Raw genomic sequence first — 24,234 nt, 5'->3', positions numbered from 1 at the left:
CAGTGAGGTCGTGGGGGATTCCGCCGGATCTTCGGCACGGCGCGGGGTACGGCCCGGCCGCCATGGCCGGGCCGTACCAGGTGATCTCAGGCCGGGACCAACTGCCATTGCTGGTTGACGCCGCCGTTGGCGGCCCACTGCACGACCTGAGCACCGTCAGATGTCGACGCGCCGTACACGTCCGCCAGCAGCCCGCTGCTGTAGCTGACGATCGTGTAGTAGCCGCTGCCGGTGGAGCGCAGGTACCACAGCTGGTTGGTGCCGCCGTTGGCGGTCCACTGCTGCAGTTGCAGCCCCTGGGTGGTGCTGCCGGCGTTGACGTCGAGGACCTTGCCGGTGGGGACGTAGCGCAGGGTGTAGGCACCGCCCTGACCGCTGGTGACGGTCCACGCGCCGGAACCGGACTGCTGCACGGCCTTGGCGCCGTCGGCGGAAGAACCGCCGGCCACGCCGAGCGGCTTGCCGCTGTTGCGGTTGACGATTCGGTAGGACGAGCCCGACACCGGGCCGCTCTGACCGGACCCGAGATTGAAGTACTCGACCGCGTCGCTGAACGTCGTGGCACCCGACTTGGTGGTCGTCAGCACCAGGTACACCCGTGAGCCGCTCGCCGGTGTGGTGAAGGTGACCGGCTGGGTGACCCGCGAGCCGAGCGGGACAGTCAGGGTCGTGCTTCCGGACGCGACGACCGCGCCGTCCGGCGCGTTGAGCCGCGCCGTCCAGGTGAAGCCCACCGAAGTGTCGGCGAAGTCGTCGTTGAAGACGGTGATGTTGCGGGTCACCGAGGCGTTGGCGGCGTAGGTGGGCACGGCCTGCGGCAGCGGGAAGGTGGCGTTCGAGTCCGAGGCGCCGGATGCGGACCAGTACGGGAGGTCGACCGCTGCCACCGGGTTGAACGCCGCCTGCACGCGCTGGATCTGCGGGTTGCTCCAGGGATCGGACAGGTTGTCCGCGCCGTAGAGCGGATGGCCGCCCTCCTCCGGGGTGAAGTCCGTGGAACGCACGCCGGGCACGAACCCGGCCCACGCGGACAGCAGCGTGTACGGACGCAGATCTGCGGCGCCCTTGCCGCGCTTGGCCAGGGTTGCCGTGGCGAACCACATGAAGCCCTGCTTGGTGTTGCACGCCGGCCAGATGAACTCGCCCTCGCCTTCGGGCCGTCCATTCACGTTGATCAGGCCCTCCCCGTACCTGCCGAAGCCGTCGACGTAGTGCGAGATCACCGCGAAGTTGGAGTACGTCATCCCGGGATACATGTTGAGATTCGCGCCGACGCCCAGCTCGGCGATGATCGGCCGGGTGCCGTCGGCGCCGTTCATCGCCGCGTACAGGTCCTTCTCGAACTGTTCGGAATCCTGGCCGCTCTGGTTCGGCTCGTTGTTCTGACTCCAACGAATGACCGCGGGGTGATTGCGGTCGCGCAGGACCAGCGCACGGGCGTGGTTGACCATGTTGTCGTGCCCGGTGATCCAATCCTGCCCGGACTGGGAGCCGCGGATCGCGACCTCATCGATGATCATCAGGCCCATCTCGTCGGCGACATCCAACATGTACGGGCTGCCCGGCTCCTGGTGGATGCGCACCACGTTGTAGTTGAGCCGCTGGTAGTTGTCCACGGCCTGCGGCCAGCCGCCGTTGCCCGACGAAGGTGGAAGGAATCCGGGCAGCGTGTCGTAGGCGTCGCCCTTGCCTCCGTTGTTGATCCGGTCGTAGTCGGCACCCTGGAGGTTGTCGCCGCGGAAGTTCACGCGCACGCCGTTGAGGTAGTAGTACTCGCCGTTCTGGGTGGCCTCTCGGAACCCGAACCGGTACGTGGCGTCGCTGGTGTGCCCGTCATCGGTGGCGGCATGCACCTTCAGCTGGTGCAGCTGCGCCCGGTACCCCGACCGGTACGGCACATTGGGCCACCAGTACGAGGTGCTGTCGAGGTTCCACGCGACCGGCCCCACGGTCACGGTCCCGGTCGAGTGGGCCGCCACGGTGACCGTACGGCTGGGCAGGTCCGGGTAGCTGAAAGCCGTTCCGTTGTTGGACGACAGCGACCCGGTCAACGTCACCGACCGGGAACTGCCCGACGTGTTACGCACCGTCACGTCGTAGCTCAACGTCTTGTTCGCCACCGACGTACGCACGAATGTGTCGCTGACGTACACCGCCGGGTACACCCGCAGGAACGCCGAACGGTAGATCCCCTGGGGGACCGCCTCGGACCACTCGGCGGCGTCGGGCACCAGGTACCGGCCGTTGGATGCCTTCAGCGCGCCGCGGCCCTTCACGTCGACGCTGATCGTATGAGTGGTCCCCGGGGCGGCGTAGGCGCTGATGTCGAACTTCGACGGAGTGAAGGCCGTGGTCTGCGTCGCGACCACCCGGCCGTCCACCGACAAGGTCGCCTGGTGGTTCACCGCGCCGAACTCGATCCACGCCGACTGCGGCTGCCCCGAGTCCGGCACCGTCACCGAACGCGAGTACACCGCCTGGGACACATCGGTGAAACCCTGCTTGTACCAGCCACCTCCAGGCACTCTGATCGACGTCGCCGACCGGCCCGCCGGAGTGAAGGTCCACGTCCCGGCCAGATCGACCGAGGCGACCGCGGCATTGCCCGCGGTGAAGCCGTCGATGTCCCCAGCGGCAGCGGCGGCGGCGACCGCAGCGGCGGACTTCGACACGGTGGACTCCGACGACGCGGACCGCTGTGCCGCCACAGCCGGCTGAGCGCCGATCGTCGCGACCAGCAAGGCCGCCACCACAGCCGGCCACCTGCCCGCCGTACGTCGAGGGCGGGAGGAGGGATCGCTCCGCTTCATCGGTAATCCTTTCGGGTGAATCCCGTGCGTGATGCACTTTTCGGGTCCGGCCGCCCCTGCGCGGGCGCAACTGCCCGGCCGTTCAGGCCGTCGCCGTTCGTCGGCGAAAGCCGACGGCTTGAGGGGGGCATCCTGTCTCCTCGTAGGGGGAGCGTCGTATCGGTTCGAGGCATGGCCGGGACATCACACGTAAGGGCCCAGGCTCCCACCTGTCAATGCTCAGGGGTCACGGAGATCGGATCACTTCGGCCGTCTGGCTCCCATCACGCCAGATGGGAGCACGCGGTCCCAGACGTCGTGTAATTTTCAGGCTGCGTTGGACGCCTCGAACACGGTTCAAGATCGAGAATCGGCACGCTCAGGACCATCCAGACCTGTGTCGAACTCTCACAGTTAATCGATTCGATTCGATGCCGTAGGGCGCCCGGTAGGGTATTGGGCCCACCTACGGCCCTACGCCAGCAATGACGAACGCACTGATGCCCTCGGAGACTTCCTGCACCGCTACAACAGCGGCGACAGCGGTTGCGTCTTCACCGCCGAACTCGGGCGACCGTTGCGTCCACAACACGTCGGCGACCAGTTTTCCTGCTCGCCTGCCAGACAGGGCTCCCGCCTACGGCATGCGGAGTTCGACCGCACGCCGGGCTATGCCGCTTTTAATCCGTCGGTTCAGGGTTCGAGTCCGGAGAAGCGGGATCAAGGCGACGGCGCTCCGCGCCGCCGCACCCATGCGGCACGATGATCGCCATGCTATGGCCGGCCATCACACGGGGCCGGGGTGATCGGAGGTCTGGGACTTCGTTCCTCAGCCCCGGCCCGCCGAATTTCGTGGCCGGCCTGGATACCGTGTCGATATGAGCCAGAGGACTGACGTACACGCATCTGCCCACCCGAACCCTGTCGAGATCGCTGTTGCGACCGACGATGACCTTCCTCGGATTGTCGAAATTCTGAACCACGCTGCGGCGAACTCAACCGCTACCTTCGCCACCCGGCCGACCAGTGTGGCCGAACGACGCGATTGGTTCGAGCAGTTCTCCTCGACCGGGCCCTATCGACTGCTCGTTGCTCGAGACGGCAGCCAGGTCCTGGGGTTCGCTTACAGCCAGCGTTATCGAGACGGCGGTGCCTTCCAGGAGACTGTCGAGGTAAGTATTGCGCTGCACGTCAGTTCCCGAGGCCAGGGCATCGGCACCTTGCTCTATCGTGCGCTGTTCGATTGCCTTGCTCACGAGCCGGTTCACGTCGTCCTCGCAGGCATAGCCATGCCCAATGACGCATCGGTTGCACTGCACCGGAAGTTCGGCTTTACGGAGGTTGGCGTGTTCCGTGAGTATGCCGTCAAAAACGGACAGTACATCAGCTCGCTGTGGATGCAGCGTCTTTCCCCTCGGTAGCTACACGTCCTTCTCGCTTCCCCATCGTCCCGGTCGAGTCCCCCACATTAAGGGCGCTTACGACGTCGCTATGCGATCAACTTCATTGACCCTTGACGCGGCGGCCTCGCCCTGGGGATCGGCAGCCACGAGGAGGACGGGGAAGAACAAGGCGACGGCGCACTACTGCAACGCGTACTGCAACAGCCCCACACGACCACTCACGATCACCACCGCCCGGCACCATCCCGGAGCAGGACGCAAGCTCCTGATCACGTGTCAGGTGGTCCTGATAAGGAAGAGGTCACCAGGCAAAGCGAGTTGCACTTTGGGTTGCAGTCCTGGTCGGCCCAGAGCCGTTCAGATCAGACCGCATGTGCCCGCTGACCTGCATTGGACTGTGCGGAACGATGGCAAGTCGATCTTTTAATCCGTCGGTTCAGGGTTCGAGTCCCTGGCGCCCCACCACTTCTTACCCCGCATGAACTGAGGTTTCTCGGTCGAGATGGGTCTCGCGGCGAGCAGTTGATCTCGTTTGGCTGCTCGTTGTTCGCTCGCGGGCACGGACCGGGCATACGGTAGATCCTTTAGGCCCCCTTCGTCAGGCCAACCCCCGAAGACGAGCGATGCTCTTCCCGGGCCGCGACGACGTTGATCACGGACCACTCGGTCGGGTAGTCGGGCGGACCTCTGCGAACACGCAGCTGGCATGACAGCCGACCAAGCCGACTCCACAGAACCCGAGGCACATCAACACCGTCTTCATTCTTTGATCCGAAAATGGATATCCGGGGGTTTCGGGGTGGCGTTCACACCCTTTGGCTGGACCTGTAGAGGTTCGAAAACCGGGACGCCGGTCTTTGACCTGTGGCTGGCGCAGCGGCGACCCATGCTTGTCGGTAGTTGGAACAACCAACCAAAGGGAGGTTGATCCATGACACCCTTCGACCTACGTCAGCCGCACAAGACGGTGCCGGCGACTACAGCATCGACGATGCGGCCCAGCATGCGGTGGACACACTCGCTCGTGGCATCGCCTCTCCATCGAACATGTCTGCATCGTGAGGACGTCCCTGCGGTGGGAGGAGAAGGTGCTGGGCCGCGCGCTGGTCACCGGAGCGGGCACCGGTGTCCGGATCGGTTTGCCGATCGGGCTGGTGTTCCTGACCGTCAGCCCTTGGCAGGGGTGGGCAATGGCCTCCGCGATCGTGCTCGGCCCTCTTCGGCCTGATCTGAGGCGTGATCAGCTACGACTGCGGCGCCGGGCGTTCGCCTCGCCCCTCCCGGTCGTGGCTGACAGTTACGACATGCTGGTCGACCCCGAGTTCGCCGATGAGGCCGGCGGGTGCTCGACACCGTCCGGGTGTCGACAAAGACCTTCAGGTAGGCCGACGCAGACGGCCACGTATACGGGGCCTGCCGGCTTGGGGAGCGTTCGGTGACATCTTCCGGCAGAGATCAGCGGAGACGGGAGGGACGCCAGGAAGGACGCTCGGGATTCATGAAGGGATGGGCAGATGGCGAAGGCAGTAGGCATCGATCTGGGCACGACGAACTCCGTGATCGCGACGACCGAGGACGGCCATCCGACGGTCATCCCGAATGCCGAGGGGTCGCGGACCACGCCGTCGGTGGTGGCGTTCACCGATCAGGGGGAGGTCCTGGTCGGCCAGATGGCCCGCCGTCAGGCGATCCTGAACCCGAAGGGCACGATCTATTCGGCCAAGCGGTTCATGGGCCGGCGGTTCGAGGAGGTTCACGACGAGATCAAGGCGGTCTCGTTCGACGTGGTGGCGGGTCCCGACGGGGCCGTGCGGTTCAAGGTGAAGGACAAGCAGTACGCGCCGGAGGAGATCTCGGCGTTCGTGCTGAGGAAACTCGTGGCCGACGCGGCGAAGTTCCTGGGCGAGAAGGTCACCGAGGCCGTCATCACCGTGCCCGCCTACTTCAACGACGCGCAGCGGCAGGCCACCAAGGACGCCGGGAAGATCGCCGGCCTGGAGGTCCTGCGCATCGTCAACGAGCCGACCGCGGCCTCCCTGGCCTACGGTCTGGACAAGAAGGGCAGCGAGACGGTCCTCGTCTTCGACCTGGGTGGCGGGACCTTCGACGTCAGCATCCTCGACATCGGCGAGGGCGTGGTCGAGGTCCGCGCCACCGCCGGGGACACCCACCTGGGCGGCGATGACTTCGACCGCCGGATCGTCGACCACCTGGCCGACGAGTTCCAGCGCCAGGAGGGCATCGACCTCCGCGTCGACCCCCAGGCCCTGCAGCGGCTCTTCGAGGCGGCCGAGAAGGCCAAGGTGGAACTGTCGGCGGTCAGCCAGACCCAGATCAGCCTTCCGTTCGTCACCGCCGACGCCAACGGGCCCAAGCACCTGAACACCACGCTGATGCGGTCCACGTTCGAGCAGATCACCGCCGATCTGATCGAGCGCGTCAAGGGGCCGCTCGAGGGGGCCATGGCCGACGCCAAGCTGACCTCGGCCGATCTCGACGAGGTGATCCTGGTCGGCGGGGCCACGCGCATGCCCGCGGTGCAGCAGACCGTGCGACGTATGACGGGGAAAGACCCCAACATGACGGTCAACCCCGACGAGGTCGTGGCGCTCGGCGCGGCGGTCCAGGCGGCCATCATCAGGGGTGAGGTCAAGGACGTCGTGCTGCTCGACGTCACCCCGCTGTCACTCGGGGTCGAGACGCTCGGCGGTCTCATGACGAAGATCATCGATCGGAACACCACGATCCCGGCTCGCCGCACCGAGACCTTCAGCACCGCTGAGGACAACCAGTCGGCCGTCGACGTGGTCGTCCTGCAGGGCGAGCGGGAACGCGCCGCCGACAACCGCGTGCTCGGCCGGTTCCGCCTGGAGAACATCCGGCCCGCACCCCGCGGGGTGCCTCAGATCGAGGTCACCTCCGACATCGACGCGAACGGCATCCTCAACGTGACGGCCAAAGACAAGGACACCGGTGCAGAGCAGCGCATCACGATCAGCGAGAGCTCCAACCTGGACACCGGCGAGATCGACCGGATGATCGCCGATGCCGAGCGGCATCGGGCCGACGACGCCGCTCTCCGTGAGGCGATCGACGCCCGCAACGAGCTCGATTCGATCGCCTACCAGGTGGAACGGCGTCTGTCGGAGCTCGGTGACGCCGTTCCTGTGCATGAGAAGGCCCGGGCGGAACAATTGATCGCCGACGCCCGTCAGGCCATCAAGGAGGAGGCGCCCGTCGACCGGCTGCGCGGTCTGGCAGGGGAGCTGCAGCAGGTCTTCCACGCGCTGGGCGCCGGCGCACAGGCGCGACAGCCCGGGGCGCAGCCGGGGCAGCCCGGCGCGGACGGGCCGGACGAGGACGTGATCGACGCCGAGTTCACCAGCCCGGAGTGACATGACCAGCAAGGACAGGAACCCGCGCACTCCAGCGGCCGAGGCCGTGGAGGCCGAGTCTGGGACGCCGCACGAGACGCCCGAGCCGCAGCCGACAGGCGAGCCTGGGACGATTCGCGAAACTCGCGCCCCCGGCGAGACGGGTGAGACGGGTTCCGCGACCGAGGTGGACGCGCGGCTGGAGGAGCTGCACGACCGGTGGCTGCGTGCGGTCGCGGAGCTCGACAACCTCCGTAAGCGGACGGCCAGGGACCTCGCCAGGCAGCGGCTCGACGAGCGGGCGCGGGTCGCCGCAGAGTGGCTGCCGGTCATCGACAACCTGGAACTGGCGCTGCGGCACGCGGATGCCGATGCCGATCCCGGTGCGGTCATCGAAGGCGTCCGCGCCGTCCGCGACCAGGCGGTGGCCCTGCTCGCCCGGCTGGGCTTCCCGCGCGTGGAGGATCTCGGGACGCGGTTCGACCCCGCCAGGCACGAGGCCGTGAGCACGGTGGAGGACCTGGAGGCCGAGCCGGGCACGGTCGTCGCCGTCGTACGGCCCGGCTACGGCGACGGCCCCGACCAGTTGCGCCCCGCGTCGGTCGTCGTGTCCACCAAGGTGGAGGACTGATGGCGGACCGCGACTTCTACGAGATCCTCGGGGTGCCGCGAACGGCCGGCCGCGAGGACATCCAGCGGGCCTACCGCAAGCTCGCGCGCTCCTACCATCCCGACGTCAACAAGGACCCCGGGGCCGAGGACCGCTTCAAGGAGGTGTCGGAGGCCTACGAGGTGCTGTCCGATCCTGACACCCGCAAGCGATACGACGCGTTCGGCAGGGACTTCCGGCAGGTGCCCGAGGGAGTGGACCCGGCGGCGTACGCCAGGGCCCGGGCCGGGGCGGGCACGGGAGGCCGGGCCGGGTGGGCGCGCGGTCCGGCCGGGCAGGAGGTCCGGTTCGAGACCGGAGAGGGCATCGACTTCGAGGAGCTGTTCGGCGGCATGTTCGGGAGCCGCGGGGGCCGCGCGAGCCGCGGCTGGGGCCCGATGCCCGGAGCCGACCAGGAGGTCGAGTTGCCGCTGACGGTCGAGGAGGCCTACCACGGCGGCCGCCGCACGATCACCCTTCCCGGCCGTGGAGGATCCCGGACGCTGGAGGTCACGATCCCCCCGGGCGTCCGGAGCGGGCAGCGGATCCGGCTCGCGGGTCAGGGCGGCGCGGGCACCGACGGCGCGAAGAGGGGCGACCTCTACTTGATCGCGCGACTCACCGATCATCCCCGCTACCGCGTCGACGGACGGGACATCCATGTCCAGCTTCCCCTCACCCCTTCTGAAGCCGCGCTGGGCGCGACCGTGGCGATCGATACCCCGGGCGGGGAGGCGAAGGTCAAGGTGCCGCCCGGCTCCTCCTCCGGGCGCCGCCTGCGCCTGCGCGGGCAGGGCATGCCCAACTCCCGCGGTGACCCCGGGGACCTGTTCGCCGAGGTCCGGATCATGGTCCCTCGCACGCTGAGTGCCGAGGAGCGCCGCCTCTATGAGCAACTGGCCGGCGTCTCCAGCTTCAATCCGCGCTCCCAATCGGGCGGGAGAACCCGGCCATGAGCCATCCCCTCGTACGGCTCCCATTCCTGGATCTGGAGTCCTTCGCACAGGTGACCGGTCTGCATCCGGAATTGGTGCGCCGCCTGGTCGCGCTCGGCCTGATCGACGCCTTCCGCGACGCTACGGGGGATCTGTGCTTCCCGCCCTCCCAGCTCGCCGTCGTCGGGCGCCTCCAGCGGCTGCACACGCAACTGGCCGTCAACTACGCCTCACTGGGCCTGGTGGCGGACCTGCTCGACCGCATCGCGGAGCTCGAAGCGGCTCTGCGGACCCGCGCGAGAACTCCCGGAGGCATGCCATGGACGTGAACCGCCTCACCCAGAAGTCACAGGAGGCCCTGCACGACGCGCAGACCAAGGCGACCCGCTTCGGGCACACGGAAGTCGACGGCGAACATCTCCTGTTCGCGTTGCTGGAACAACCCGAAGGGCTGGTCCCGCGCCTGCTCTCGGCCGCCGGCGCCGACGCGGACAAGCTGGCGATGGAGTTGGAGGCCGAGCTGGAACGCCGCCCCCGCGTGACCGGTCCCGGTGCAGCGCCCGGGCAGGTGTACCTGACCCAGCGGCTGTCCCGCCTGCTGGAGGCAGCCGATCGGGAGGCCAGGCGGCTGAAGGACGAGTACGTCTCGGTCGAGCACCTGCTGCTTGCACTGCTCGACGAAGGGCCGGACACGGCGGCCGGGCGGCTGCTCAAAGCGCACGGGCTGAACCGCGAGCGCTTCCTGGAGGCCCTCACGCGAGTGCGCGGCAACCAGCGGGTGACCTCCGCCAACCCCGAGGTCGCCTACGAGGCCCTGGAGAAGTACGGCCGTGACCTGGTCACCGCGGCCAGGGCGGACAAACTCGACCCGGTCATCGGCCGCGACGGCGAGATCCGCAGGGTCGTGCAGATCCTGTCCCGCAAGACCAAGAACAATCCCGTTCTCATCGGCGATCCGGGAGTCGGCAAGACCGCGATCGTGGAGGGCCTCGCCCAGCGCATTGCCCGAGGCGACGTCCCGGAGGGCCTGAAGGACAAGACGATCTTCAGTCTCGACGTGGGCGCCCTGGTCGCGGGGGCGAAATACCGCGGCGAGTTCGAGGAGCGCCTCAAGGCGGTACTCACCGAGGTCACGTCGGCGGAAGGGCGGATCCTGCTGTTCGTCGACGAGGTCCACAACGTCGTCGGCGCGGGCGCGGCCGAGGGCTCCATGGACGCGGGGAACATGCTGAAGCCGATGCTGGCCCGCGGCGAACTCCACATGATCGGCGCGACGACGATCACCGAATACCGCAAGCACATCGAGAAGGACGCCGCGCTGGAGCGCCGTTTCCAGCCCGTCTTCGTGGACGAGCCGTCGGTGGAGGACTCCGTCTCCATCCTGCGCGGCCTGCGCGAGCGCCTCGAGGTGTTCCACGGCGTGAAGATCACCGACAGCGCCATCGTGGCGGCGGTTGTTCTGAGCCACCGCTACATCAGCGACCGCTTCTTGCCCGACAAGGCGATCGACTTGGTCGACGAGGCGTGCGCGATGCTCCGTACGGAGATCGACTCCATGCCCGCCGAGCTGGACGAGCTCACCCGCCGGGTGATGCGCCTCGAGATCGAGGAGGCGGCCCTCGCCAAGGAGGAGGACCCGGCGAGCCAGACCCGTCTGGAGGCCCTGCGCGCCGAGCTCGCCGACCTGCGCGCCCAGGCCGACGCCATGCGCGTCCAGTGGGAGGCCGAACGGCACGCTCTGCACAAGGTGCAGCGCCTGCGCCAGGAGATCGAGGCGGTCAGGCGCGAGGCCGAGCAGGCCGAGCGCACCTACGACCTGAACCGCGCCGCCGAGCTGACGCACGGCAGGCTTCCCGAGCTGGAACGCAAGCTGGAGGCCGCGGAGGAGCAGCTGGAATCCAAGCATGGTGCGGGGCGCCTGCTCCGCGAGGTCGTGACGGAAGAGGAGATCGCCGGCATCGTCTCCCGCTGGACCGGCATCCCGGTCAGCAGGCTCAAGGAGGGCGAGCGGGAGAAGCTGCTGCATCTCGACCAGATCCTGCACGAGCGCGTCATCGGTCAGGACGAGGCTGTGCGGGCCGTCGCCGACGCGATCATCCGGGCGCGCTCCGGCATCAAGGACCCGCGCCGGCCCATCGGCTCGTTCATCTTCCTCGGGCCGACCGGCGTCGGGAAGACCGAACTGGCCAAGACCCTCGCCGAAGCGCTGTTCGACACCCAGGACAACATGGTCCGCGTCGACATGAGCGAGTACCAGGAGCGCCACACGGTCAGCCGGCTGATCGGCGCCCCGCCCGGATACGTCGGCTACGAGGAGGGCGGCCAGCTCACCGAGGCCGTACGGCGCAAGCCGTACTCGGTCGTGCTGTTCGACGAGATCGAGAAGGCCCACACGGACGTCTTCAACACCCTGCTGCAGGTGCTCGACGACGGGCGGCTCACCGACGCCCAGGGCCGTACGGTCGACTTCCGCAACACCGTGATCATCATGACGTCCAACATCGGCTCGCACTACCTGAGCGAGAAGGCCGCCTCGTCGGGCGAGATCGACCCCGAGGTGCGCGAGATGGTGATGGCCGAACTACGCGCGCGGTTCCGGCCGGAGTTCCTCAACAGGATCGACGACATCGTGCTGTTCAAGCCGCTCACCGAGCCGGAGATCGAGCAGATCGTGTCACTGATGTTCACCGAGATCAGGATCCGGCTCGCCGAACGCAGGATGACGCTGGAGGTCACCCCCGAGGCCGTGCGCTTCATCGCCGAGCAGGGCTTCGACCCCGTGTACGGCGCCCGGCCGCTGCGCCGCTTCATCGCCCGTGAGGTCGAGACGCGCGTCGCCCGCGCCCTGGTCGCGGGCGACGTCCTCGACGGGGCGATCATCCACGTCGGGCTCAGCGCCGGCGCGCTCTCGGTGACGTACGAGAATCCGGAGGTCTGACCATGCGATCCCAGGCCAAGGACGCGAGCGTCGTCCAGTGCTCGAAATGCGGTCGGAAGAACCGGGTACCCGGGACGGCCTCGGGAATCCCGCACTGCGGTGACTGCCACCAGCCGCTTCCCTGGGTCACCGAGGCGGGGGACGACGACTTCAGCGAGGTCGTCGAAGCGTCGCGGACGCCGGTGGTCGTCGACTTCTGGGCGCCCTGGTGCGGGCCGTGCCGCATGGTCAGCCCGGCCCTGGAGCAGGTCGCGGCCGATCTGGCCGGTCGCCTGAAGCTGGTGAAGGTGAACGTGGACGAAGCGCCCCGGCTCTCGGAACGCTTCGCCGTACAGGCCATCCCGACGCTTGTGGTGATCGATCAGGGGAGGGTCGTCACCCGGCGGGCGGGCGCGGCGCCTGCTCCCGCCCTGCGCGAATGGGTGGACGATGCGCTGGCCGCCTGACCTCTCAGAGACACCGGACCCGCAGGGGGCCTACCCGCGGCTGAGTCACGCGCAGCTCAAGGTGCTGGCCGGGCGCGGCGAGCGGCGTCGGGTCCGCCGGGACGACGTCCTGTACGCGGAGGGCCTTCCGTGCACCGAATTCTTCGCGATCCTGGCCGGCAAGGTGGCGACGGTCGAGGGATTCGGAGTGGACGACCAGGTGATCGGCGTCCACGGGCCAGGCCGGTTCCTGGGAGAGCTCAACGTGCTCACCGGCCAGGTGGGCTTCGTCACCGGCGTGGTGGCCGAGGACGGCGAGGTCCTCGCCGTACCGGCGGACGCGCTCCGCCGCCTGGTCGCCGAGGATCCGGCACTCGGCGACCTCATCCTGCGGGCCTACCTCATCCGCCGCATGATGCTCATCGGACTGGGGGCGGGCTTCCGCATCATCGGCTCCCGCTTCTCGGCCGACTCCCGGCGGCTGCGGGAGTTCGCGGCACGCAACCGGCTGCCGCACCGGTGGATCGACCTGGAGCAGGACGAGGAGGCGGAGCAGTTCCTGCGGAGCATGGGCGTCACCCCGGAGGAGACCCCGGTCGTGATCTTGCATGGCGAGACGGTGCTCCGCAACCCGAGCAACGCGGAGCTGGCCCGGGCGATCGGGCCCCCCGGACCACGGGTGCAGCAGACCCGATGCGACCTGCTCGTCATCGGGGCCGGGCCGGCGGGGCTGGCGGCGGCGGTCTACGGGGCGTCGGAGGGCCTTGTGACGATGGTCCTGGACAACGTCGCGACGGGCGGCCAGGCGGGCACCTCCTCAAGGATCGAGAACTACCTCGGCTTCCCGTCCGGGATCTCCGGCGGCGAGCTGGCGGAGCGAGCGGCGATCCAGGCCGGAAAGTTCGGCGCGCATTTCCACGTCCCCGCCCAGGCATGCGGACTGCACCTGAACGCAGGCGATCACATCGTCGCCGTGCGGGAGGGCGGCACGATCCACGCGCGCGCCTTGATCGTCGCGACCGGCGTCCGCTACCGGAGGCTCGACGTCCAGGACCTGGAACGGTTCGAGCCCACGAGCGTCTACTACGCGGCGACCATGTTCGAAGCCCAGATGTGCGAGCGGGACCCGATCGTCGTCGTGGGAGGAGGCAACTCGGCCGGCCAGGCCGCCCTCTTCCTGGTCCGGCACGCCGCCTGCGTACGGCTGCTCGTGCGGGAGGACGCGCTGTCCAGGAACATGTCCCGCTACCTGGCCGTCGAGGTCGAACGACACCCCCGAATCCAGATCATGCTGAACACCGAGGTCCGGAAGCTGATGGGGGAAGAGAGTCTCGCCGCGGTCATCGCCGAGAACACCGTCACGGCAGAGCGTTCCACGATCGAGGCCCGCGCGATGTTCATTTTCATCGGCGCGGCGCCGCACACCGCCTGGCTGGCCGACGAGATCGCGCTCGACCCGCGGGGCTACATACTGACGGGCGCGAACGCCACCCGGTCCGGCAGGGAAGGCACGCCCGGCTCCGTCGGCCGGCCGTTCCCGCTGGAGACGAGCAGGGCGGGCGTGTTCGCGGCCGGGGACGTACGGAGCGGGTCGGTCAAACGGGTGGCCTCGGCGGTCGGTGAAGGCGCCATGGCCGTACGGCTGGTCCACCACTACCTCCAGGCCGGCGAATGATGCCAGGCCGGAAGGAAGGAGATCTCCATGGTGCTCATGGCGGTGTCGAGATTCGAACGGCTCTTCCGTAGTGAAACCCATCCTGGAGCAGCTCGCCACACTGCCTCCGTTCGACCTGTCGATCGGCGAGGAGACCGTCGGCCGCCTGCCCGAGATCGTCGGCGGCCGTCAGTGGCACTGGCTCAGACCTGCAAGATCGTGGATCCAGACGTGAAGAACCCCTCGACTGAGCAGTGGGAGCGCACGACAGATGTCTTCGACCTGCTGCTCTGAGGCGGTCGGGACGGCCTCGGCGATCGGATCTGAACGGCCGGCCCGGACGCCCGGTGAGTTCGGCGCCGAGTCCCCGCAGAGGCGCGGTCGCGACGAGCGAGGAAAGGGGGAACGAACCATTGACCTGCTGTACGGCTTGGGACCTTTCGTCCCGTCATTGACAGAATAGGCCATCCTTCGCAACCAACTGAATGCGAGGAAATCATGAGAGCCGTAGTGTACGAGGGACCTCGACAGGTCAATGTCGAGAAGGTCCCGGACGCGCGCATAGAGCGGCCCACCGATGTCCTGGTCCGCATCACCACGACCAACATCTGCGGGTCGGACCTGCACATGTACGAAGGGCGGACCGACTTCGAGACGGGCCGCGTCCTCGGTCACGAGAACCTCGGTGAAGTGGTCGAGATCGGATCGGCCATCGACCATGTCCGGGTCGGTGACGTGGTCTGCATCCCGTTCAACGTCGCGTGCGGTTTCTGCGTGAACTGCGAAAAGGGCCTGACGGCCTACTGCCTCACCACCAATCCCGAGCCGGGCATGGCCGGGGCGGCGTACGGCTTCGCGGACATGGGGCCCTACAGCGGCGGCCAGGCCGAGTTGTTGCGCGTGCCGTACGGCGACTTCAACTGCCTCGTCCTCCCGGACGACGCGAAGGAGAAGCAGAACGACTACGTGATGCTCGCCGACATCTGGCCGACCGGCTGGCACGCGACTCAACTCGCCCAGGTGGAGGCGGGCGACTCGGTCGTGATCTACGGGGCGGGACCCGTCGGGCTGATGGCCGCCTACTCCGCCACGCTCAAGAGCGCGAGCAAGGTGATGGTCGTCGACCGCCATCCCGACCGGCTCGCCAAAGCCGAGGAGATCGGCGCGATCGCGATCGACGACTCCCAGTCGTCACCGGTCGATCAGGTCATGGAGCTCACCAAGGGCCTGGGCGCCGACCGGGGCTGCGAGTGCGTGGGCTACCAGGCGCACGACCCGCAGGGGCACGAGCACCCCAACATGACGCTCAATGACCTCGTCAAATCGGTCAAGTTCACCGGGACCATCGGCGTCGTCGGCGTCTTCATCCCCACCGACCCCGGCAGCCCGGACGATCTCTACAAGCAGGGCGAGATCGCCTTCGACTACGGGATGTTCTGGTTCAAGGGCCAGACGATCGGCAACGGCCAGTGCAACGTGAAGCGGTACAACCGGCAGCTCATGACGCTCATCCACGAGCGTAACGCCCGGCCGTCCTGGGTGGTCTCGCACGAGCTGGGCCTGGACGACGCACCGATCGGATACGAGCACTTCGACCGGCGGGATCTCGGCTGGACCAAGGTCGTCATCCATCCCGGCGAGCTCAACTGATCCGCGGCGCCCGGACGACCACCGCGAGTGCGTACGCCATCGTGCCGGCCGGCCTTGGGCGAAGGTCGGCCGCCGTGGTGCCGCGTCCATCGCCGGAAGAGTCCCTATCGAGGGGGTGATCACCATGGGCGACGCTCGCGCGCTCAAGGACAAACTGCTCAAGGCCTTCAACGCCCACGATCTGGATCGTGTTCTTCACTGCCACAGCCGGGACGGGGTCCTGGTGACCCCGGCCGGCATCGCGGAGGGACACGACCAGATCGCCTCGTTCTACGAGGAGGTCTTCAAAGGGTTTTCGGACCTGCGCATGACGGTCTGGCACACGGTGATCTGCGCGGATCCCGCGGTGACCGAATGGATGCTCACCGGCACGCATAACGGGCCTTTCATGCTGCCCGGCGGGTGTGAGCTGGGTGGAACCGGCCGTCCCGTCGCCGTTCGCGGTACCAGCACCTGCTCCGTCGGCAACCACAAGATCATCACTCATCGGATCTACTACGACCAGTTGGAGCTGTACAGTCAGCTTGGTGGCGAACTCGTCTTCGACGGTCGCTCATCATCCGCGGGTGAGGGACGGCCTTCGCCCGGCGACTGAGGATTCGATGTCGCCGCCGTTTGGCGTGGCTGTCGGGCGGCTCCGCAGCATCCGCAAGTCACTCCGCTGACGGTGGTCCGCCGCCGGTTCGTCTGGTCATGGGGTGCGGCAGCGCGGACTGCGCCGGCAAACCACCAGGCCGATTGCTTCCCCGTCGCGGCTCAGACGCTGGGACGAAGTCGGATATTCGCCGCCGAATTCAATGGTCAGGAATGCTGGTTGCTCGGTGGTTGCTCGCGTGTACGCGATACGGGCCGGCACGCAGCGTCATTACCCGGCAGCTCGGCTCGGACAATGACGGACGAAATGACAGAAGGCGGCACACGGCGACAGTCTGACCATTCGCGCCATTCTGTGCCGATGTGGACGAGGTACCCAAATCCGCCGATCACGGAGTTTTCCCAGCCGCCGACCTTCGCCTACGATCGACGCCGAGATGGCTACCAATGGCGGACATCTGCGGCTGCAGATCCTGGGTCCGTTGCGGCTCTGGCGGGACGGCGTGGAACTGGACGCCGGGCCACGTCAACAGGCGTACCTGCTCGCCCTGCTGCTCGCACGGGCCGGAGAGCCGATCAGCGTCGGCGAGCTGATCGATCTGATCTGGGACCAGGACACTCCAGCCTCGGCCGTCAACATCCTGCACAAATACGTCGGCGCGCTCCGGCGCCTGCTCGAACCCGGGCTGCCCGCCCGGGAGACGGGCTCCTATCTGCACCGGCGCGGCAACGGATACCTCTTCGTGGCCGGGCCCGGCATCCTCGACGTCGTCGAGTTCCGGGAACTGGTCGAAGCGGCCAGGGCCGCGACCGCCGGGCACCGGCCCGATGTGGCGCTCGACCGGTACGTGGAGGCGCTCGGGATCTGGCGGGGACCCGCAGGTGACGGGCCGGCTCACGGGCCGGCGTCCATGTCCGTCTTCGGCGCCTTGGACGACGAGTTCTTCAGCGCGTGTCTGGCGGCGGCGGAACTCGCGCTGCCGCTGGAGCAGCCGGCCCGCATACTCCACCCGCTGCACCTCGCCGCCCGCATGGCGCCACTGGACGAGAACGTGCAGGCGAGCCTCATCTCCGCGCTGGCCGCCGACGGGCGGCCGGCCGAGGCCCTCGCACTGTTCTCGACGGTCCGGGTCCGGCTCGCGGACGATCTCGGCATCGCCCCCGGCACGGTGCTGACGACCGCGCACCAAGGCGTGCTCGGGCACGTACCCGCCAGAGAGCCGCCCCCGGCCGCCACCCATCTGGTCGGGCGGGACGAGGAGCTCACGGTGCTGCGGCAGGTGGTCGGGGCGGCTCTCACCGGAGAAACCGGGCTCGTCCTGGTCGAGGGTGAGCCCGGCGTCGGCAAGACCCGGCTGCTGGAGGAGGCCGCGGCGGAGGCGGAGCAGCGTGGCGCGCTCGTCGTGTGGGGGCGCTGCCTGGAGGGCGAGGGCACGCCGTCGATGTGGCCGTGGGTACAGGTTGTCGGGGCTATGCTCGACCGCCTGCCTGAAGCGACGCGGGCGACGTGGCGGGCCGGTGATCTGGGCCGCCTCGTGGCGCCTGACCGGGCGGTGTCCGGCACACCTGTGCTGCCCGACAGCGGTGCCCGGTTCCGCCTGTTCGAAGGCGTGGTCGCCCTCATCGGCCGGGTCTCGGCCGGGTGCCCGGTCGTACTCGTCGTCGACGACCTCCAGTGGGCCGACGTCGCCTCGCTGGAACTGTTCGGCCACCTGGCCGACCGGCTGCCACACGGCACCGTGGTCATCGGCGCGCTCCGCGACCGCGCCCCCATGCCCGGCTCGGAGCTGGCGCGGATGCTGGCCGCGGCGAGCCGACTGCCCTGGCACCGTCGGATCGGCCTCGGTCTGCTCCGTCTGGACGAGACGGCCGAGCTGGTCCGCAGAGAGACCGGCCGAGACCCCGATCCGGACGCCGCTCGCGTCATCCATGCCCGGACCGCCGGGAATCCGTTCTTCGTCCGGGAACTGTCCCGGTTCTGGAATGACAACAGCGTGCACGGGGTGCCGTCCACCGTGCGCGACGTCGTGCGCGACCGGATCGCCGGACTGGACGACCGCACCGGTGAACTGTTGCAGGTCGCCGCGCTGATCGGCCGTGAGGTCGACCTCACTCTGCTGGCGCGGGCGGCTGATGTTGACGTACCGGGATGTCTCGACGGCCTCGAACCGCTGGAGGCGCTCGGCCTGCTGGAACCGTCGGCCGACGACCCCCACACCTTCCGGTTCGCGCACGACCTGGTCCGCGAGGCGGTCGCAGGAACCACGCCGCAGCGGCGGCTGGCCCGGCTCCACCTGCGGGTGGCGGAGGCGCTGGAGCACACGGTCCCCGGCGACGATTCGGTGGCCGAGCGCCTCGCACACCACTTGCGGGCGGCCGGGCCGCTGGCTGATCCGAGCCGGACGGCGGCGGCTCTGATCCACGCGGGCCGGTGCGCGGGCGGCAAGTCCGCACTCGATACGGCTTCCGACCATGTGCGGTCGGCCGCGCAGGTGGCCAGGACGGCGGGCCTGGCCGAGCTGGAGTTGTCCGCCCTGGCCCTGCTCATCGCGCTCGACGGGATGCGCGCCGGATACGTCGGCAACGCGCTCGAGGTGCTCGAACGCGCCGAACACCTGGCCCGTGACCTCGGCCGGGAACGTGAGGCCACCGACTTCCTCTTCTCCCGCTGGGCGGCCTACTCCCAGGGCATCCAGCTCGACCGCGCAGGCCGGCTGGCGCATCGGCTGCTCACGCAGGGCCAGGCGTCCGCCGACCCGATCGTGCACACCTACGGGCTCCACGCCTGGGGCATCCACCAGTGGGATGTCGGGAACATCGGTGAAGCGCTCCGATATCTGAGCCGGTCGGCCCCGGCCATGCTCCAGGAGATGGTCCGCCGCGAAGACGACCCGCTCCGGCACGACCTGCAGTTGCTCTCACCCGTGATGCTCGCCCTGATGACCGGCTTGCACGGCGACGTCGACGACGCCCGCGCCCAGCTCGACATGCTGGAGGCCGCGGCCGACGGCGACCCCTACGTGGTCACGGTCTGCGCCGCCTTCGCCGTCACGGTGGCGGCGCTGGCCGGTGACCCCGTCTGGGCGCGGAGCGTGGCGGAGCGGGGGATCGCGCTGGACCCCGAGTTCTCCTTCGTCTTCCTCGGCAGTTACCAGCGGCTGGCCCACTGCTGGGCCCGCGCGGTGACCGGCGACGACCCGGTCGGCGCCGCGGCGGAGGCCCAAGCGATCATCGACGTGGCGCTGACCGATCCACCACGCTCGGGCCTGACCACCTGGTACGGACTCCTCGGCGAGATGTGGCTGGCGGCGGGACGGCTCGACGACGCGGGCAAGGCCCTCGACCGAGCCGACCGGTATCTCGACGTCTATGGTCAGCGCTACCCCGAGGGCTTCGTGATCCTCATGCGGGCGCGGCTGATGGAGCGGCGCGGCGCACCCGTCTCGGCCGTCCGGGCCGAGGTCGAAAGAGCCCGGGCCCTGTCCCTGGAACGTGAGGCACACCTGTTCGTCCACCGCGCCGATCAGATACTGGGTAGACGACCGTAGGCTGGATTCTCCGATACTTCAGTCGGCATGAAGTCCGCTGGGGCGGTTCCAGTTCGGCACCGGGCTCCACGTCCTGCACATCCCGGACTTCGAATGCGATGTCCGCCGGGTGCGGAAAAGCGGGGGCGCCCGTCGTCGAGTGGGTTCGGCGAGCCGAGCCCGGAACCGTTCCTGCGGTGGAGCCGATCGAGCGGTCGTACGCGATTTGCAGCAGGCCCGGCGAACGCGGGTTTGCCGAGATCGGCACAAGATCGAAATGGGCTGGCATGCCCTGCCCACCGAGGATCTGACGATCAGTCGCCAGGTTCCGAGGCGTGGTTCCGGATCAGTTCCTCGGCCCGGCGCGCGAACAGGTGGGCCCCGCGCCGGGCGGACAGGGCGCGGGCCCGCTCGGCGGCGGCCCGGACGTCGTCCGGATCGGCGCCGCGGGCCTGGAGCAGCCGTGCCCGCAGGAGCAGGAGCAGCCCCTCGGCATAACGCTCGCCGTGGGTGTCGACGACCTGATCAGCCCGGTCGAGAGCGGCGGCGGCGTCGTCCGGCCGACCGGCGGCGAGCCACATGTCGCCGATCATTCCGGACCAGGTGGCCAGGCCGGTGAGCGGCGGGTCGAGCAGTTTCGCGGTCAGGATGACTTCGGCCTCGGCCGCGGCGCCGGCCGGGTCGTGGCCCGTCACGGCCCGCGCCCAGCATCGGCTCATCCGCAGATGGGCGCCGAAGAAGGCGAAGGAGAAGCCGGGGTCCTCGGCGATGCCCCGTTCTGCCACACGCAGCGCCCAGGCGGGGTCGCCGGACATCACCGCGATCCTCGATGCGAACGTGGCCCAGAGCGTGATCGCGTAGGGGTCGTCGCCGGCGGCTTCCAGCATGTCGAGCAGCGGGCGGGCAGCGTCGAGGTCACCGTGCAGAGCGGAGATCTCCGCGTGCATGGCGGCCACGATCAGATGCAGGTCGCGCCGGAGCGGATACTCGCCGTACCCAGCGATGTCCTCAAGCAGGGTGCGGTCCGATCGGCTCTGGAACTCGTGCGCCTCGCCGATCTCGCCGATGGACCATTGGTAGATGGCCCACGTCTGCAGACCATAGGCGCGCAGGACCGGGTCGGCGGATGCCTCGCACTGCTCCAGGAACCGGCGCCCCAGCCGGTCGGCGCGGTCGAGCTGCATCCCCTGGCAGTAGGCGGCCTGGCGACTGAGCAGGAAGTCGACGGCTTCCCGGTCGCGGCCGAGGCCACGGGCCAGGTGCTCGGCGCGCTCCAGCAGGTCGATGGTCGAGCCGACGTACCCCTGCCCCATGCCGACGACGGCGGTGAGCAGCGACAACGCGGACAACTCGAGCTCCGGCAGGCCGGCCGTCTGCGCCACCTGCGCGGCCGACCGCAAGTGCTGTCCGGCGGCTTCGAGCGCCGACTTGGCCGCCGCCCGGCGCCCGGCCTGGATGAGCGCGCCCGCGGTGCGCGCCGGAGCCGACAGTGGGCCCGCCGCCCACAGGTGGTGGGCGAGGCGTTCGGCGACGGAGCCGACTTTGGTGTCGGTGGCCTCCAGTGCGTCCGCCACGTGCAGGTGCAGCTGGATCGTTCGATGGGGTGACGTGGTCGTGGCGACGGCTTCGCGGACCAGATCGTGCGCGAAACGCAGAACGAACGGGTTCTCGGGCGTGGGCAGGAGCAGGCCCAGATGCTCGACTGGCTCGATGCGGTCGAGACAGGTCTGGACGTTGAGCCGGGCGACGCGGGCGAGCAACCCCAAGTCGACCTCTCGCCCGATGAGGGCCGCGGCCTCCAGCAGGTTCCGTGCGTCGTCGTCGAGGTCGGCGGTACGATCGCGGACGACATCCCGGACGGTGACCGGCACGGCCGCCCGGATGTCGGCGTCGTCGTGGATGCCCCCGTCGGCGGCCAGCAGCCGGGACAGCTCCCGGACGAAGAACGGATTACCGGTGGTGCGGGCGTGGATGACCCGGGCGACGCCGTCTCCCGGATTACGGCCGGTCTCGCGGCGGATGAGTTCGGCCACCTCGACGGGCCCGAGCGGGCCGAGACGAATCCGACGGTGGCCGGAGATCCGGCTGGCCGCGGCGAGCAGCCGGGACAGCTCCGAGCCCGGGGCGGGGGCGTGGTTGCGGAGGACGCCGATGATCGCCGCACCGCCCGGGGCCCGGGCCGCGAGGTGACCGAACAGTCGCAGTGAGGCGAGGTCGGCCCACTGGAGATCGTCGATGACGAGTATCACCGGGTGCGTCGCGCAGACCTCGCCGACGAGTGCGACGACTCGTTCGAACAGGCGGAACTGGCTTCCGGCATCGGGGAGCTCCGGCTCCGGCGCCACGCCGTCCACCGACTCGAAGAGACGGCCGATCTCGCTGCCCAGCCATCTCTGGCGCCGGTCCGACGGCAGAGCGTCGAGGACCGTGCCGATCGCCCGCACCCAGGGCCACATCGACGGAGCGCCGCCCTCTTCCAGACAGTTGCCCCAGACGACCCGCGCACCCCGCCGGCCGGCCTCGCCGGTCGCCTCCTCGACCAGTCGCGTCTTGCCCACTCCCGGTTCGCCTTCCACCAGGACGAGCCCGGTGCCACCGGCCAGAGCGGACCCCACCGCCTGTCGCAGCACCGCGAGATCTTCGCCCCGACCGACCAGTCCGCCGTCCGCCGGCGGTTGCCCGGCGACCTCCGGATCGGCCACGGGCAGCGGCCGGGAAGTGTGACTCAGTATCCGCTGATGGGCCGCTTGCAGCACCGGACCGGGGTCGATGCCGAATTCTTCGATCAGCCGGGCGCGAACCTGCCGGTAGACGGACAGCGCTTCGGCCGATCGTCCGGAGGCGGCCAGGACGGAAACGAGGGCGGCCTGGACGGGTTCGTGCAGAGGCGCCATCGAGGCGGCCAGGCGGAGGGGCTTGAGGACGCGCGTCGGCTGGCCCAGTGATAAGGCGAGTTCGGCGGCCGCGACGCAGGCGTCGAAGAACTCACCGTCGAGCGCGGCGAACGTGGCCATGGCCGCCGGTCCGTGACCCCAGCCCGCCCCCGTCGAGCCGCGCCACAATCCGAGGGCATCAGCGTAGGAATCAAGCGCCGCCTCACGATGCCGCTCCGCGAGAGCGGCCTCGGCTGCCGCGATCCCCTGCCGGAACAGGACGAGGTCGATCGTCGCGGACTCGGCCACGAACAGGTAGCTGTTCCCCCGGCGCTGCAGGTACGACCCGGTCACGCGGGGCGACAGCGAGGGTTCGAACAGCCGTCGGAGCTCACCCACGTATTTCTGGACGACGTTGACCGCGCTGGTGGGGGGGTCGTCTTCCCAGATCAGGTCGATCAGTTCGCTCCTGCTGACCAGCCTGCCCACATGGGCCACCAACAGAGCGAGCAGGAAGGTCTGTTGCCTCGGCCCGATCTTCAGTTCAACGCCGTCCAACCGCAGGCGTATCGGACCCAGAATGTCGATACGAAGAGCACCCCTGGGGGGCCGAGTCGGCTCTGCCACGCCTCCACCACCCCGGACGAAAGACGTTCACGCGTATCGAATCGCAGATTAGCGGACCGATCGACCGGGCAGAACCCGTCGGCTGGGTACGGGCGCGGCCGCATATGTTCGATTCCTACCGAGGGACTCCCCTTTGAAATAGCCCATGACCTGAAGCTCAGCAAAGTTACGGGCTTCTTTCGTCGTCCGGTCCTGTGTGGCGGCCGGCGATCGTTTCCGGGGGCCGGTCCCCCAGCCGTGCCAGGCCTAAAACGTCGTCGGCCTCGATGATGCGCTGCATCTCCATGGCCGAGGTGACCGGGTCACCGCCGGACATGGCCTTGGCCCAGTGCCGCGCCAGCCGTGGGTAGCTGCCGGAGAAGGTGAAGGAGAAGTCCGGATCGGCGTCGATCGCCGTCTCGGCCGCCCGCAGCGCCCAGGCGAAGTCTCCCGCCGCGGCCGCCGCGGTGACGGCGAATGAGCCCCAGATGCTGATGGCATAGGGGTCGTCGCCGGCGTCGAACTCCACCACCTCGAAAAGCCGGCGCGCGGCGACCAGGTCGCCGTGCAGCGCGGTGTTCAGCGCCGGCATGACCGGCGTCATCATCTGCAGCCGGTGCCGCAGCGGCTCGGCGTCTCGCTCGGCACGGATCAGCGAATCGGACCGGCTCAGGTTCCGGCAGGCCTCACCGACGTTGCCCGAACTCCACTGGTGGACTCCCCACGCGTGATGGCCCGAAGCCCGCACGACAGGGTCGCAGGATCGCCGGCCATGATCAAGCAGCCGGCGCGCGAGACGACCGGCGGCGTCGAGCTG

General features: G+C 68.9%; 16 protein-coding genes. 13 read left to right on the top strand and 3 right to left on the bottom strand.

The window, feature by feature from the left end:
- Positions 1-86: 86 nt before the first annotated feature.
- Entirely contained in the window at positions 87-2,810 is a 2,724-nt protein-coding gene (locus AB0B72_RS08020) for an RICIN domain-containing protein (protein ID WP_367737783.1), read from the bottom strand.
- A gap of 857 nt (positions 2,811-3,667) precedes the next feature.
- Between AB0B72_RS08020 and AB0B72_RS08015 the strand changes: the two genes are divergently transcribed.
- The 13 genes from AB0B72_RS08015 to AB0B72_RS07955 all read left to right on the top strand — a co-directional run bounded on the left by AB0B72_RS08015 (position 3,668) and on the right by AB0B72_RS07955 (position 19,959).
- Positions 3,668-4,210 carry an N-acetyltransferase family protein gene (locus tag AB0B72_RS08015; protein ID WP_367737782.1) on the top strand — a complete coding sequence of 181 codons (543 nt, stop codon included), beginning with the start codon at positions 3,668-3,670 and terminating at the stop codon, positions 4,208-4,210.
- A gap of 1,496 nt (positions 4,211-5,706) precedes the next feature.
- Positions 5,707-7,587 (top strand): molecular chaperone DnaK, encoded by a 1,881-nt coding sequence (dnaK, locus tag AB0B72_RS08010; protein WP_367737780.1) that lies wholly within the window; start codon positions 5,707-5,709, stop codon positions 7,585-7,587.
- A gap of 1 nt (position 7,588) precedes the next feature.
- Positions 7,589-8,197, top strand: coding sequence for a nucleotide exchange factor GrpE (locus tag AB0B72_RS08005; protein WP_367737779.1), 609 nt, complete (start codon positions 7,589-7,591; stop codon positions 8,195-8,197).
- Complete coding sequence (locus tag AB0B72_RS08000; RefSeq protein ID WP_367737778.1) at positions 8,197-9,171, top strand: DnaJ C-terminal domain-containing protein; 975 nt, start codon at positions 8,197-8,199, stop codon at positions 9,169-9,171. The genes AB0B72_RS08005 and AB0B72_RS08000 overlap by 1 nt, the downstream gene beginning before the upstream one ends.
- The gene (locus tag AB0B72_RS07995) at positions 9,168-9,479 is read left to right on the top strand and encodes a chaperone modulator CbpM (RefSeq protein WP_367737776.1); all 312 of its coding nucleotides are present in this window, start codon (positions 9,168-9,170) and stop codon (positions 9,477-9,479) included. The genes AB0B72_RS08000 and AB0B72_RS07995 overlap by 4 nt, the downstream gene beginning before the upstream one ends.
- The gene (gene clpB, locus AB0B72_RS07990) at positions 9,470-12,088 is read left to right on the top strand and encodes an ATP-dependent chaperone ClpB (RefSeq protein ID WP_367737774.1); all 2,619 of its coding nucleotides are present in this window, start codon (positions 9,470-9,472) and stop codon (positions 12,086-12,088) included. Before AB0B72_RS07995 ends, clpB begins: the two co-directional genes overlap by 10 nt.
- 2 nt (positions 12,089-12,090) lie before the next feature.
- Positions 12,091-12,534: a thioredoxin gene (gene trxA / locus AB0B72_RS07985; RefSeq protein WP_367737772.1), complete on the top strand. Its 444-nt coding sequence runs from the start codon at positions 12,091-12,093 to the stop codon at positions 12,532-12,534.
- A complete protein-coding gene (locus AB0B72_RS07980; protein WP_367737770.1) occupies positions 12,518-14,188 on the top strand; it encodes an FAD-dependent oxidoreductase in 1,671 nt (556 codons plus the stop codon). The genes trxA and AB0B72_RS07980 overlap by 17 nt, the downstream gene beginning before the upstream one ends.
- Before the next feature lie 70 nt (positions 14,189-14,258).
- Entirely contained in the window at positions 14,259-14,402 is a 144-nt protein-coding gene (locus AB0B72_RS07975) for a DUF1931 family protein (RefSeq protein WP_367737768.1), read from the top strand.
- Complete coding sequence (locus AB0B72_RS07970) at positions 14,360-14,461, top strand: DUF1931 family protein (protein ID WP_367737764.1); 102 nt, start codon at positions 14,360-14,362, stop codon at positions 14,459-14,461. Before AB0B72_RS07975 ends, AB0B72_RS07970 begins: the two co-directional genes overlap by 43 nt.
- A 204-nt stretch (positions 14,462-14,665) precedes the next feature.
- Complete coding sequence (locus AB0B72_RS07965; protein WP_367737762.1) at positions 14,666-15,817, top strand: glutathione-independent formaldehyde dehydrogenase; 1,152 nt, start codon at positions 14,666-14,668, stop codon at positions 15,815-15,817.
- A gap of 124 nt (positions 15,818-15,941) precedes the next feature.
- Positions 15,942-16,412 carry an ester cyclase gene (locus AB0B72_RS07960; RefSeq protein WP_367737760.1) on the top strand — a complete coding sequence of 157 codons (471 nt, stop codon included), beginning with the start codon at positions 15,942-15,944 and terminating at the stop codon, positions 16,410-16,412.
- 436 nt (positions 16,413-16,848) lie between these two features.
- On the top strand, positions 16,849-19,959 hold the full coding sequence (locus AB0B72_RS07955; protein WP_367737758.1) for an AAA family ATPase: 3,111 nt from the start codon (positions 16,849-16,851) through the stop codon (positions 19,957-19,959).
- 293 nt (positions 19,960-20,252) lie between these two features.
- Here the strand turns inward: AB0B72_RS07955 and AB0B72_RS07950 are convergent, their stop codons facing one another.
- Positions 20,253-23,369, bottom strand: coding sequence for a BTAD domain-containing putative transcriptional regulator (locus AB0B72_RS07950; RefSeq protein ID WP_367737756.1), 3,117 nt, complete (start codon positions 23,367-23,369; stop codon positions 20,253-20,255).
- Positions 23,370-23,604: 235 nt separating this feature from the next.
- Complete coding sequence (locus AB0B72_RS07945) at positions 23,605-24,165, bottom strand: hypothetical protein (RefSeq protein ID WP_367737754.1); 561 nt, start codon at positions 24,163-24,165, stop codon at positions 23,605-23,607.
- Between the last annotated feature and the right edge of the window lie 69 nt (positions 24,166-24,234).

The sequence above is a fragment of the Microbispora sp. NPDC049125 genome (assembly GCF_040802045.1).
Taxonomy (GTDB): domain Bacteria; phylum Actinomycetota; class Actinomycetes; order Streptosporangiales; family Streptosporangiaceae; genus Microbispora.
The sequence above is the reverse complement of the archived record's forward strand: the minus strand, read 5'-3'. Positions and strand labels throughout refer to the sequence as shown.